The following is a 12,338-nucleotide window of genomic DNA, read 5'->3' as shown; positions in this document are numbered from 1 at the left end:
GATCAGGAGCGTGACAGCGAGGAGGACGATGACGGAGGTGACAGCGAGGACACCTCGCTTGAACCAGACGGACATGCCGATCCCTCCAACGGGACGTGCCAGGGGCGGAAAGGCCGCCCCTCGGTTTCGAAGACGCGCGAAAACAGCTCGTAGTACTCCAGGCGCAGCGCCTGGATCGCCACCACCAGCCCCTCCAGGGCGAAGGCGACCGCGTTGCCCAGCAGGAACACCACGACCGCGACGGGTGACGGCCACAACCCGGCGGTGTTCTCCCAGACGATCGCGCCGATCGCGGCGTGCGTGAGGCCGAAGGCGGCCAGCCGGGCGAACGACGCCACGTTCGAGCCCAGGCTGACGACCACGTCGAACAGCTCCATCACGGCCTGCGTGACCCCGCCGCCCTCGGCCGCGAACCCCGCGAACGCCAAAGCGAGCCCGGCCACCGCCACCGCGATCCCGCCGCCCAGCAGCCAGCCCAGACCGGTGTACCAGCCGGCGGCCACCAGCCCGACGCCGAGGAAGGCCGCCGCCCCCGCCACGCCCGAGCGGGCATAAAGCGCCAGCGGCCAGCCGCCCTCGCGCCACCGGTTCACGCTGCCCAGCAGGTAGGCGCCGCCGAGCAGCAGGCCGCCGACGCCGAGCGCGGCCAGCAGCAGCGGGATCGGCTCGGCCATGGGCTCCAGCCAGAGCACCGGCACCAGCCCGGTGGGGCCGAAGAACTCGCCGTACAGCAGCCCGAACAGCACGCTGGTCACGCCCGCGCCGGCCGCGAACGGCCACATCCGGCGCAGGCGCGGCAGCCGGCCCGCCAGCAGCAGCCCGGCCAGGGCCAGCAGCAGCAGCCCGTGCCCGGCGTCGCCGAACATCATGCCGAACATCAGCACGTAGGCGGCCATGGCCAGCGGGGCGGGATCGACGTCCGCGTACGGCACCGTCCCGTACGTCTCGACCAGCGCGTTGATCGATCCGCGCACCCCACCCGGGCGCAGCAGGGAAGGCGCCTGCACCCCGCGCGGATGCGGCAGCGGCACCACCGCGCCGCCCAGCGGGGCCAGCCGGTCCGCCAGCGCCGCGACGGCGGGTTCCGGCATCCACCCGGGCAGCGCCGCCACACCGCCGCGCACCACCGCCGCGTCGGCGAACGCCTCCAGGTCCGGGCCGCCTTCGAACTCCACGCATCCGGCATCGCCCACCTGGGCGAGCACCTGTCGCATGCGGGGGTGCGGCGCTGCCACGGCGACCCGCGCCATCCGCACCGGCCGCCACCGCGTCCTCGTCCTCGCCTCAAGCTTGCGCATCCTCACCCCTCACTCCGCGCGCGAGGCGGGCCAGCGCCGCCCGCGTCCGCCAGGCGTCGGCGGCCAGCACGGCCAGCGCGCCGATGACCGGTTCCAGCCCGAACCCCGATCCGGCGAGCAGGGCCCAGCCGTCGTGATCGATCCGCTGCCAGCAGCGGACCTCGCCACGCCACAGCTGTTCGGGCTCGTCCACTTCGTCGAGCGCCCAGGCCGCCGCCACCGGCAGCCGGCCGGCCAGGTCCGCCAGCGACGGCGCGTCGGCCGCCTCGGCCCCCAGCAGCGCCGCGGCCCGTTCCGAGGTTCGCGGGCTCAGCTCCCGCCGCTGCAGGAAACGTTCTCTGGCCACGAGCAGCGCCGCCGCTCCCGCCGCCCACGGCAGCGCCGGATCGAGCGCGTCGGCCACCCGCGCCGCCCAGGACAGGCGCATGCCGAGCTGGATCTCCCGCGGGCTGTCCCCGCCCGGGTCGCCCCAGGCGGAGGAGGCCAGTTCCGCGCGGAGCGCCCGCGGGTCGGCAGCCCTGCTCAACCGCGACCACGAGGTGGCCAGCGCCCCCAGCTCGAACGGCGCGTCCGCACCGGCGAGCAGGGCGTCGACGTTGGCGATCTCGAACCAGCGGGCCAGCATCCGCAGCGCGTCCGCCCCCTGCCGGGGCACCCAACCGGCGAGCACCCGCGTGTGCCACAACAGGGTGGCCGCCACCGCGTGCTGAGCCTGGACAGGGTCCAGACCAGGGCGGACGTCGTGGCCGTAGGGGCCGGTGGACAGGGTCTCGACGGCGGCCTCGAAGCTGCCGGATCGCGCCAGCCGCACGGCTCCCGCCTCGCCCAGCCGGCGCCGCACCAGAGCCTTCGCCCTGGTCGCGCCCGCGACCCAGGCGCCGCTCACGGCTCGGCCCCCAGCGCCCGGATCCGGTCGAGCGCCCGCTCGACCAGGTGCGGCAGCCGGGACCGGGCGCGCTCACCGATGTCGTGAGCCGTGCGCCGCGCCTCATCCAGCAGGGCCTTGTGCTCGGCCAAGACCCGGCCCTGGGCCACGGCCAGAGCATCGGCGCGTTCGGCAGCCGTACGCGAGCGCGCGTCGGCCAAGATGGCCTCACAGCGCTCGCCGGCCTGCCGCTTCAGTTCACGGGCGTCCTTCTCGGCCTGTTCACGCAGATCCGAGCAGGTCCGCGCCGTCTTGGCCAGCGCCGCGAAGACGGGTTCGAGTTCGGCTTCACGGCAGGCGCGCCGGTCGGCCGGCACCGCCGCCGGTGCGGCGGCGCCCGGCACCCCCGCCGGACGGAAGCGGCCGGCGAACTCCCGCAACCGAGCCATGACGCAGCCCTCCCTTCACCCGCTCCGCACGGCCCGCCGGGCCCGATCGGGGACGATCAGAACCGGCTGGTCGGCGCATTCGACGATGGCGGCCTCGCCCGGGTGCGCGTCGCCCGAAGCGCCCGCGGCGAGGCCGACGACCACGAGGTCCGCCTGCCAGATACGCGCCTCGGCCAGCAGGCACCTGGCCGGCACGCCGCCCTTGAGCGTGGTGTGCGCCGGCACGCCCGCCTCACCAGCGAGCTGCGCCACCTTCCGCAGCACGTTCTCGCCCGCGACCTGTCTGCGCCGGGCGACGTCACGAGCGGTGGAGACCCTGCCCACCGCGTCGGTCAGCACGTGATCCTCGACCGTGTGGAGCACGCGCAGCTGTGCCCGCGTGGCGGCGGCGAGGTCGATGGCCAGGCGCGCCGCCTTCAGCGCCGCAGAGAAGTCATCGACGGCGAGCAGAATCTTGCCGATCATGGCGCGTTGTCCTCCCGTCGGACGCTTTCGGGCCTGTCGGCGAGCTCGGTGCCGCCGGCCCTGAGGTCCTCCTTGACGACGCTCATGGCAAGGCCCCCTCTGTTTGCGGTCCTGACTCCACGTTCACGCGCGGCGCGGTCGCCCGGCGAGGGCAGAAAGTCGTCGCCGGCGGGCCGAAAGACACGGCTTCCCGGACTCCTGTGAGGGGGCCGGTGGGCAGAGGGGACGAAGGTCACGAACCGCAGGACCTTCGGTGGTGGCGCCGTCCACGCCGCTGGGATGCGCTGGAAGAAAAGGGGCCGAGGAGGACGATGACGATGATCATCGTGGGGGTCGACGGGTCGCGGGCCGGACTCGAGGCGGTCGGCTGGGCAGCCCGGGAGGCGGCCATCCGGCAGACGGGGCTGACGGTGGTGCACGCGCTGCCGCGGTGGGTCTGCGAACGCGACGACGGCCGCTACGCCGAGGTGGCCGCCTGGATGCGCCACAGCGGCCAGGAGGTGCTCGACGCCGGCGAGGAACGGGCCCGCCGCGAGGGGCGCGAGGTCAAGGTGATGGCCGACCTGCTGCCCGGCGATCCGCGCACCGCCCTGATCAGGGCGTCACAGGCGGCCGAACTGCTGGTGATCGGCAGCCACGGGATCGGCGGCATGCGTGGGCTGCTCGTCGGCTCGGTGGCCCACGGCGTCGCCGGCCGCGCGGCCTGCGACACCGTGGTGGTGTCTGCGCTGCCCTGCCTGCCCCGGGGCGAGATCGTGGTGGGAGTGGACGGATCGTACCGGTCCCGGCTGGTGCTGCGAGCCGGCTTCGCCGAGGCCGGACGGCGGGGAGCGAGGCTGCGCGCCGTTCACGCCTGGGCCTGGCCGCGGCGGGACGGATTCCAGCCGGCCGACCCCGGCGAGGAGGGCCGGGCGCTGCCCCTGCTGCAGGAGCTTGTCACCGAGTGCGGCGAGCCGCACCCCGACGTGCCCGTGGTGGCGGAGGTGGTGCACGGCCACCCCGCCGAGGTCCTGCGGCAGACGGCCACCGGCGCCGACGTGCTCATGGTCGGATCACACGGGCACGGCGCGTTCGCCGGGATGGTGCTCGGCTCGATCAGCCAGGAACTGCTGCACCGCGCGCCCTGCCCGCTGTGGGTGGTGGCCACCACGGCGCGCGTGCCGGGCTGAAAGGGGAAGGCGTGTTCGATCGCGGTCGTTCGATTCGGGGTGAAACGCCGCGACATGGTCAAGCTCGGAGAAGGACTCGCGCTGAAGGAGCGGCGTATGCGATGGGAAGAGATGTCCAAGCGGCAGCAGAGCCTCGTGCTGGCCCTGATGTCGGCCGAGGCGGCGCTGACGATCACTGCGGCCGTGGACCTGGCGTTCGGCCCCAAGGAGACGGTCCGGGGTCGCAGAGGGCTGTGGTGGCTGGGCATCTTCGTCCAGCCGGTCGGCCCGATCGCCTACCTGCTGTGGGGGCGGCGGCGCCCCCGCAACGGGGCCGAGCGGCAGCAGCCCTGAAGATCGCCTAGGACCGGCCTGTCGAAAAAGGGGGGCCGATCGTCCGCGACCACAGGTCCTTTTCCTCTGATGGCACCTTTCGCGGGCCGGGTGTGCTGAGGCTGTGGGATCGGCAACCACGAGAGAGGAGGCTGCCATGGCTCTGCTCGAACGCGGAGGCACGAGGTTCCCGTTCCCGGCGCTGACGGAGTGGCTGGAGCACCCGATGTTCGGGTTCCGGCCGTTCGGCCAGATCGTCCGCATCGAGGACTACGTCGCCGACGGCCGGTACGTGCTGCGTGCCGAGCTGCCCGACGTCGACCCCGACAAGGACGTCGAGGTGACCGTGGAAGACGGTGTGCTGTTCATCCGGGCCGAGAAGACCCGCAAGCTCGCCGAGCCGCACTGCTCCGAATTCGTCTACGGCTCGCTCACCCGGGCGGTGATGTTGCCCGCCGCGGCGAAGACGGACGACGTCAAGGCCACCTACAAAGCCGGCGTCCTCGAGATCAGCGTGGAGCTGGCCGAGAGCGAGAAGAAGGAGGGGAGGCGGATCACCGTCGAGCACTGAGGCCGCAGCGCGGGCGGGAGCCGGAAAGGCTCCTGCCCGCCTTCGGAGTCGGCGCGAATCGTGTGGCCGCCCGATCATGCCGCGGATGGCGGCCGGGCGCGCCAATACGCGGCCAAGTTCTGGGGCCCGGCCGGGTGAGCGTGACCTTGCAGGTGCCGTCGTAGCACGCGCGCAGGCCCGGCCGGGCCGCGAGCTCCGTGGTGCCCGCGGTGCATGCGGCGCTCATGGCGGGACCGGCCTGGTCGGCCGTGGAGGCGGGCCGGACCCGCGTCGTGGCGTCGGTCTGCGCGGGACCGTAGGCCACGGTGGACGCGATCATCAGAAGGGCGACGGACGTCGGAGCCATGGTCTTCCTCTCGTCGTTCTCCCACACCTGCCGGCGGCCGCCGGCGGCGCACCCTTGGTAACACGCGGCCCCGGGGACCCTCCCGAGCCACGTGGTCCGGAGGGGCCGGCGGCCCCCGATTTGCCTCACGCTAACCCCGGGGGGTATAACGGAGCACGTGAGAGTACCCCCTGGGGTATCCCGAGCACAGTGAAGACGGAGAGCAATGACCACCGACAACGCCTCCGCCAGCGTTGATGCCATAACCGCGCGCGCCATGATCGCCTCTAACCCCGACGTGCTCGTCGTCGACGTGCGCACGCCCGGCGAGTTCGATGCCGCGCACATCGACGGGGCCATCAACCTGCCGCTCGACCAGGTCGACACCCACCTGCGGCGGATCGTCTCCGACGCGGGCGGCAGGATGTTGCTGATCTGCCAGTCCGGCGGGCGCGCGACCCAGGCGCACAAGAAACTGTGCGACGCCGGGCTGCCGGACGCGACGGTGCTCGCGGGCGGCATGAACGCCTGGATCGCCGCCGGGGCGCCGGTGGTGCGCGGCCGGCCGAGGTGGAGCCTGGAACGCCAGGTCCGCCTGGTCGCGGGCGGCATCGTGCTGGGCGCGGTCGTGGCCGATCTGTGGCTGCCGGGCGCGCGATACGTGGCCGCCTTCATCGGCGCGGGCCTGACCTTCGCCGCGCTGACCGACACCTGCGCCATGGGCATGCTGCTGTCCCGCCTGCCGTACAACCGTGGCCCCGGCGTCGACGTGGACCAGGCGCTGGCCTGCATCCGCCGCCCGAACGCCTGACCCCCTGTCCCCCCGGCCCACCATCGGCGGGGACGTCTGCCTCGCATATACCCCAGGGGGTATAGGGAGGAATCGCATGAGCGCTCTGACCCTGGCCGCCGCCGTGGTCGTCGGCCTGACGCTCGGCCTGTTCGGCGGAGGCGGCTCGATCCTCACCGTGCCGCTGCTGGTCTACCTGGCCGGAGTCCCGGCCAAGGCCGCCATCGCGATGTCGCTGTTCGTCGTGGGCGTGACCAGCCTCGTGAGCGCCGTCGGGCACGCCAGGGCCGGACGCATCCGATGGCGTACGGGGCTCGTCTTCGGCCTGGCCGGCATGGCCGGCGCGTACGGCGGCGGCCTGCTCGGCCCGCACCTGCCCGCGACGGTGCTGCTGGCGGCGTTCGCGTTGATGATGGTGGCCACCGCGGTCGCGATGATCCGCGGCCGCCGCGCGCCCGAACCGTCGCCGGGCGGTGCCAAGGATCTGCCGCTCCTCCACGTGATCGTGGAAGGCGCCGTCGTCGGCCTGGTCACCGGGCTGGTGGGCGCGGGCGGCGGGTTCCTGGTGGTGCCCGCGCTGGTGCTGCTCGGCGGCATGCCGATGGCCATGGCCGTGGCGACCTCGCTGGTCGTGATCGCGATGAAGTCGTTCGCCGGGCTGGCCGGTTACCTGCAGTCCGTCCCGGTCGACTGGTCCATCGCGCTGCCGGTCACCGCCGCCGCGGTCGTCGGCGGAGTCATCGGCGGGCGGCTCGCCGGCCGGATCGACGCCGAACGGCTGCGCAAGGGGTTCGGCTGGTTCGTGCTCGTGATGGGCACGTTCGTGCTGGTCCAGCAGGTGCCGCCGGACCTGTTCCGTACGGGGTGGGGCCTGACCGCACTGGCCGCCGGGGTGGTGGCGGCGGTCCTGGCCCTGATCCTCATCAAAGAAGTCCAGCGCAAGAAGTTCCTCGGCAAGACATCAGTGAACAGGAGGAAGACCATGTTCTTCACCCAGTACTACCTGGACTGTCTCTCCCAGGCCTCATACATGATCGGTGACCGCAAGACCGGCCGCGCCGTCGTCGTGGACCCCAGGCGTGACGTCAGCGAGTACCTCGCCGACGCCGAAGCGCAAGGGCTGCGCATCGAGGGCGTGATCAACACCCACTTCCACGCGGACTTCATCGCCGGACATCTGGAGCTGGCCGCCAAGACCGGGGCGTGGATCGGCTACGGGAGCCGGGCCGAGGCCGAGTACCCGATCCGCAAGCTGACCGACGGCGAGCGCATCGTGCTCGGCGACGTGGTGCTGGAGATCATGGAGACGCCGGGCCACACGCCCGAGTCGATCAGCGTGCTGGTGTACGAGCACGCCGGGGACCCGGCCCCGTACGGCGTGCTGACCGGCGACGCGCTGTTCATCGGCGACGTGGGCCGCCCCGACCTGCTCGCCTCGCTCGGCGTGACGTCCGACCAGCTCGGCCGCATGCTCTACGACAGCGTCCAGCACAAGCTGATGAGGCTGCCGGACGACACCCGCGTCTTCCCCGCGCACGGCGCCGGATCGGCCTGCGGCAAGAACCTGTCCACCGAGCTCCAGTCCACGATCGGCCAGCAGCGCCTGACCAACTACGCCTGCGCGCCGATGGACGAGGAGGAGTTCGTGTCGATCGTCACCGAGGGCCAGCCGCCCGCGCCCGGCTACTTCGTCTACGACGCGGTGCTCAATCGCAAGCAGCATGACCTGCTCGACGCGGACGCGCACACCGTCGCCCTGTCCGCGGCGGAGTTCCTGGCCGAGCGGGCGGCGGGCGCGGTCGTCCTGGACACGCGCGACCCGCAGGAGTACGCGCTGGCGCACCTGCGCGGCTCGATCAACGTCGCCGCCGACGGCCGCTTCGCCGAGCGCGCCGGCATGGTCGTCGCGCCCGGCAGGGAGATCCTGGTCATCGCCCCCCAGGACCGCGAGCACGAGGTCGTCACCCGGCTGGGGCGGATCGGCTTCGACAGGGTGACCGGCTACCTGCACGAGCCCGTGAGCGCCTTCCTGGCCATGGCGGACGAGATCGCCCACAGCACCCGCGTGACGGCCACCGAGCTGCGCGCCGTGCTCGAAGGACCCGAGCAGCCGGTCCTCCTCGACGTGCGTAACGCCGCCGAGACCGCGGGCGGCGCGGCCATCGAGAACGCGCTGAACATCCCGCTCGCCCAGCTCGCCGGGCGGCTCGCGGAGATCCCGCAGGACCGTCCCGTCGTCGTCTACTGCGCCGGCGGCAACCGCTCGGTCATCGCCGCGAGCCTGCTGGAGCACGAGGGCCGCACGGGGGTGTCGGACCTGCTCGGCGGCTACGAGGCCTGGCAGCGGACCGTCGCGCCGGCCAACGCCTGACCCGCAGCACCCAAGGGGGACACAACACCATGACCATCGACGCCGCAGCCCCGGCGGGGCTCCCGCTCATCGGCGACAAGGCGCCGGACTTCGCCGCCGAGACCACCCACGGCCCGGTACGGCTGGCCGACTACGCCAGCCGCTGGCTGGTCCTCTTCAGCCACCCGGCCGACTTCACCCCGGTGTGCACGACGGAGTTCGTCGCCTTCGCCGAGCTCGCCGGGGAGTTCGCCGACCGGAACGTCGCCCTGCTCGGCAACTCGATCGACTCCGTCCACAGCCATCTGGCCTGGACCCGCGCGATCAGTGACAAGCTGGGCGTGACGATCCCGTTCCCGATCGTGGCCGACCTCGACACGAAGGTGTCCCGCGCGTACGGGATGCTCCACCCGAACACGTCGGCGACGGCGGCCGTCCGCGCCGTCTTCGTGATCGACCCGGAGACGACCGTACGGGCGATCCTCTACTACCCGATGAACGCCGGGCGCATGGTCCCGGAGATCCTCAGGCTCGTCGACGCCCTGCAGACCTCCGACCGCGACGGCGTCGCGTGCCCGGCGAACTGGCGGCCGGGCGACGACGTGCTCCTGCCCGCGCCCCGAACCCAGGCCGAGCTGGACGCCCGGCTGGCAGACGAGCGAGTCAAGCTCGCGGACTGGTACCTCGCCAGCGTCCCGGGCACCGTGTGATCCGACCCCCGCGGGCGGGGCCGCCCGCGGGGCCCTTCCCAAGGAATGAGGCGTCCGATGCCTTCGTACGACCCCCACGCAGCGAGCACCGGCGGCAGGCGGGTGCTCATCATCGGCGGCGGCACCGCCGGCATCACCACCGCGGCCCGCCTGCGCCGGGCCGGTGTCGGCGGCGTGACCGTGCTCGACCCCGCCGACACCCACTGGTACCAGCCGCTGTGGACGCTGGTCGGCGGCGGCCAGGCCCCGCTCAAGAGCACCTGCCGTCCGGAGGCCTCGGTCATCCCCGAGGGCGTGACCTGGATCCGGGACGCCGCGACGACCGTGGACCCCGACGCCGGGCAGGTCACCACCGCCGGCGGCAAGGAGCTCGGCTACGACTACCTCGTCCTGGCCCCCGGCATCCAGCTCAACTGGCAGGGCGTCCCCGGGCTCGCCGACGCCGTCGGCCACGACGCCGTGGGCAGCAACTACGCCCCTGAGCACGCGCCGCGCACCTGGGAGCTCATCAGGCGGATGCGCTCCGGCACGGCCGTGTTCACCCAGCCGTCCGGCCCGTTCAAGTGCGGCGGCGCGCCTCAGAAGATCGCCTACCTGGCCGCCGACCACTGGCGGCGCAAGGGCCGCCTGGCCGACATCCGCGTCGTCCTGGCGATCCCCGACGCGGCCATCTTCAAGGCCCCGGCCTACGTGCCCATCCTGGAACGCGTGGTCGCCCGCTACGGCATCGAGGTACGGCTGCAGTCGGAGCTCGTCGGCCTGGACCCGGCCAACCGCGAGGCCACCATCAGCGACAACGCCACCGGCCGCAAGGACGTGCTGCGCTACGACCTGCTGCACGCCGTGCCCCCGCAGAGCGCCCCCGGCTGGATCAGGGCCGGCACCCCGTTCTCCGATCCGGCCAGCCCGTTCGGCTACGTCGAGGTGGACAAGCACACCCTCGTCCACCCCCGCTACCCGAACGTCTTCGCCCTGGGCGACGCCGCCAACCTGCCGACGTCCAAGACCGGCGCCGCGGTCCGCAAGCAGGCCCCCGTCGTGGTGGCGAACCTGCTGGCCGCGGTGGCGGGCCGCCCCGCCACCGCCCGGTACGACGGCTACACCTCCTGCCCGCTGGTGACCGCCCGCGACAAGATGGTGCTCGCCGAGTTCGACTACGACCTGCGGCCCACCCCGACCGTTCCGCTGATCGACACCAGGAAGGAGCGCCGCGACATGTGGCTGCTCAAGCGGTACGGCCTGCCGGCGCTGTACTGGCACGGCATGCTGAAGGGCCGTATGTGATCGGACCGCCCGCGCTCACACCAGCTCGACGGTGACCTCGGGCGGCTGCTGCAGGGTGTTGTGCACGGTGCAGTGCGAGGCGACGGCCAGCAGGGCGGCCCAGCGCCCCCGACACGCCCACCGGCAAGGCGCTCGCGCGGGCGAAGAAGGACAACCGCCGCGTCGAGATTGAGGCGCTGCGCTTGGAGAAGGCCACCTACTACGCCAGCCCCGACGGCAAGACCGTGCGGATGGAACAGCATCTGCACCCCATCCGGGTCAAGAACGCCAAGGGCGACGGCTTCACCCCCATCGACACCACGCTGGCTGAAATCGATGGGGTCATCAAGCCCAAGGCCGTCAAGGGCGAGCTGACCCTGTCGGCCGGCGACGACGCCTTCGTGCTGAAGAGCAAGGGCAGCAAGGGCTCGGCCACCATCGGCAGCCCCGGCGAACTGCCCAAGCCCACCCTCAAGGGCAGCACCGCCACCTACCCCTCGCTCTACGGCAAGGGGATCGACCTGGTCGTCACCGCTACGGCGACCGGCTTCAAGCAGGAGATCGTCCTGAGGGAGCGGGTCACCGGCCCGGTCAGCTTCCGCATCCCGACCACGGTGCCCAAGAACCTGGCCCTGGAGGAGGACAGCGCGGGTAAACCGGCATTGCTCTCCCAGGGCAAGAAGATCGCTGACCTGCCTGCGGCGCTGCTCCTCGACGCGGTCGCGACCGACCTCAACAGCGACGCCGACGCGGGCAAGGTGGGAAAGGTCGCCGTCACCCTGGACCAGAGCGCCTCGGCGCTGGTCTATACGCCTGACCCGGCCTATCTTGCCGACCCCGCCGTCGCCTACCCGGTGACGCTGGCCGCGTTCGACGACGACTGGTGGGAGCCCGAGCTGGGCAACGACACCTTCGTCAACAACGCCGACTACCCCAACGGCTACGCCAACAGCGGCCTGGACCGGATCCTGGTCGGCAAGTCCAATGACGGCGCCGTCCGCTGGCGCAGCTACATCCGTTTCGACGAGTTCCCGGCCGACCACCCCATCCGGGGAGCAACGGTCCAGAACGCCGATCTGGTCTTGTGGAACCACCTGTCCAGCGACTGCGGCGAGTTCGTCGGATCCGGCATCACCGCCTACCAAGTGACGGAACGCTGGGACGTCTCCACGTTGACGTGGTCGTCCCAGCCGCGCATCACCACCACCGGGGCGGACACCGAATACGCTGGCTACGCCGGCGAGAGCTGCACCGGCGCCATGAACTATCCGTGGGACCTCATCCACTCCGTGGACGACATTGTCCAGGCTTGGGCGGACGGCGAGCCGAACTACGGCCTGGCGGTGCTCGACTCGCCCCGCTTCGCCGACAAGTCGCCCGCCCAGGTGTGGGCGATCCTGCTGGACGAGGGCGTCTACCTGTGCTCGCAGGCCACCATGTACCGGCTGCTGCGCGAACGCGGGCAAAGCGGCGAACGACGCGCCCAGGCCGTCCGCCCGCCGACCAGCAAGCCCGAACTGGAGGCCGACCGCCCCAACCTCGTGTGGTCCTGGGACATCACCAAACTGAAAGGCCCCGTACGCGGCGTCTACTATCTGCTGTACGTCATCATCGACATCTTCTCCCGCAAAGTCATCCACTGGGACCCGGGTTCGACGTAATTCGCGGGTCCTGGAGGTCCTGCAGAGCTGAAACTGCAGGTCATCCAGCCGTGAGAGATGCAGACACCCGAAAGCCCCTAGAGACGCGATTTCAGAGATTCACCTACATC

At 72.1% G+C, this 12,338-nt stretch carries 12 protein-coding genes and 2 pseudogenes; 9 read left to right on the top strand and 5 right to left on the bottom strand.

Annotated elements, in window-relative coordinates:
- Positions 1–2: 2 nt before the first annotated feature.
- Genes KME79_RS41890 through KME79_RS41875 form a run of 4 tightly spaced genes read right to left on the bottom strand, consistent with a single transcriptional unit; the run spans position 3 to position 3,077 of the window.
- The gene (locus KME79_RS41890) at positions 3–1,298 is read right to left on the bottom strand and encodes a V-type ATPase 116kDa subunit family protein (RefSeq protein ID WP_219551702.1); all 1,296 of its coding nucleotides are present in this window, start codon (positions 1,296–1,298) and stop codon (positions 3–5) included.
- Positions 1,285–2,184, bottom strand: coding sequence for a V-type ATPase subunit (locus KME79_RS41885; RefSeq protein WP_219551699.1), 900 nt, complete (start codon positions 2,182–2,184; stop codon positions 1,285–1,287). The genes KME79_RS41890 and KME79_RS41885 overlap by 14 nt, the downstream gene beginning before the upstream one ends.
- Positions 2,181–2,612, bottom strand: a complete 432-nt coding sequence (locus KME79_RS41880; RefSeq protein WP_219551697.1) for a hypothetical protein — start codon at positions 2,610–2,612, stop codon at positions 2,181–2,183. The genes KME79_RS41885 and KME79_RS41880 overlap by 4 nt, the downstream gene beginning before the upstream one ends.
- A 15-nt stretch (positions 2,613–2,627) precedes the next feature.
- Positions 2,628–3,077, bottom strand: a complete 450-nt coding sequence (locus tag KME79_RS41875) for a universal stress protein (protein WP_219551695.1) — start codon at positions 3,075–3,077, stop codon at positions 2,628–2,630.
- 311 nt (positions 3,078–3,388) lie between these two features.
- Between KME79_RS41875 and KME79_RS41870 the strand changes: the two genes are divergently transcribed.
- The 3 genes from KME79_RS41870 (at position 3,389) to KME79_RS41860 (ending at position 5,129) form a co-directional block, all read left to right on the top strand.
- Positions 3,389–4,246 (top strand): universal stress protein, encoded by an 858-nt coding sequence (locus KME79_RS41870; protein WP_308249242.1) that lies wholly within the window; start codon positions 3,389–3,391, stop codon positions 4,244–4,246.
- A gap of 96 nt (positions 4,247–4,342) precedes the next feature.
- On the top strand, positions 4,343–4,579 hold the full coding sequence (locus KME79_RS41865) for a PLD nuclease N-terminal domain-containing protein (protein WP_219551693.1): 237 nt from the start codon (positions 4,343–4,345) through the stop codon (positions 4,577–4,579).
- Between the two features lie 136 nt (positions 4,580–4,715).
- Positions 4,716–5,129, top strand: a complete 414-nt coding sequence (locus tag KME79_RS41860) for an Hsp20/alpha crystallin family protein (protein WP_219551691.1) — start codon at positions 4,716–4,718, stop codon at positions 5,127–5,129.
- Here KME79_RS41860 and KME79_RS41855 read toward each other — a convergent pair.
- Entirely contained in the window at positions 5,113–5,475 is a 363-nt protein-coding gene (locus KME79_RS41855) for a hypothetical protein (RefSeq protein WP_219551689.1), read from the bottom strand. The genes KME79_RS41860 and KME79_RS41855 overlap by 17 nt on opposite strands.
- Before the next feature lie 205 nt (positions 5,476–5,680).
- Between KME79_RS41855 and KME79_RS41850 the strand changes: the two genes are divergently transcribed.
- The 6 genes and pseudogenes from KME79_RS41850 to KME79_RS41825 all read left to right on the top strand — a co-directional run.
- The gene (locus KME79_RS41850) at positions 5,681–6,265 is read left to right on the top strand and encodes a rhodanese-like domain-containing protein (protein ID WP_026214363.1); all 585 of its coding nucleotides are present in this window, start codon (positions 5,681–5,683) and stop codon (positions 6,263–6,265) included.
- A gap of 76 nt (positions 6,266–6,341) precedes the next feature.
- A pseudogene (locus KME79_RS41845) lies at positions 6,342–7,166 on the top strand (sulfite exporter TauE/SafE family protein); the annotation flags it as partial.
- Positions 7,167–7,226: 60 nt separating this feature from the next.
- Positions 7,227–8,615: an MBL fold metallo-hydrolase gene (locus KME79_RS41840; RefSeq protein ID WP_219551739.1), complete on the top strand. Its 1,389-nt coding sequence runs from the start codon at positions 7,227–7,229 to the stop codon at positions 8,613–8,615.
- 29 nt (positions 8,616–8,644) lie between these two features.
- Positions 8,645–9,304 carry a peroxiredoxin gene (locus KME79_RS41835; RefSeq protein WP_219551687.1) on the top strand — a complete coding sequence of 220 codons (660 nt, stop codon included), beginning with the start codon at positions 8,645–8,647 and terminating at the stop codon, positions 9,302–9,304.
- A gap of 57 nt (positions 9,305–9,361) precedes the next feature.
- The gene (locus KME79_RS41830) at positions 9,362–10,588 is read left to right on the top strand and encodes an NAD(P)/FAD-dependent oxidoreductase (protein ID WP_219551685.1); all 1,227 of its coding nucleotides are present in this window, start codon (positions 9,362–9,364) and stop codon (positions 10,586–10,588) included.
- 230 nt (positions 10,589–10,818) lie between these two features.
- A pseudogene (locus tag KME79_RS41825) lies at positions 10,819–12,210 on the top strand (DNRLRE domain-containing protein); the annotation flags it as partial.
- Positions 12,211–12,338: the final 128 nt, after the last annotated feature.

It is taken from the genome of Nonomuraea harbinensis (assembly GCF_019396385.1).
GTDB lineage: Bacteria > Actinomycetota > Actinomycetes > Streptosporangiales > Streptosporangiaceae > Nonomuraea > Nonomuraea ferruginea.
This window is presented reverse-complemented; position numbering and strand designations above follow the sequence as displayed.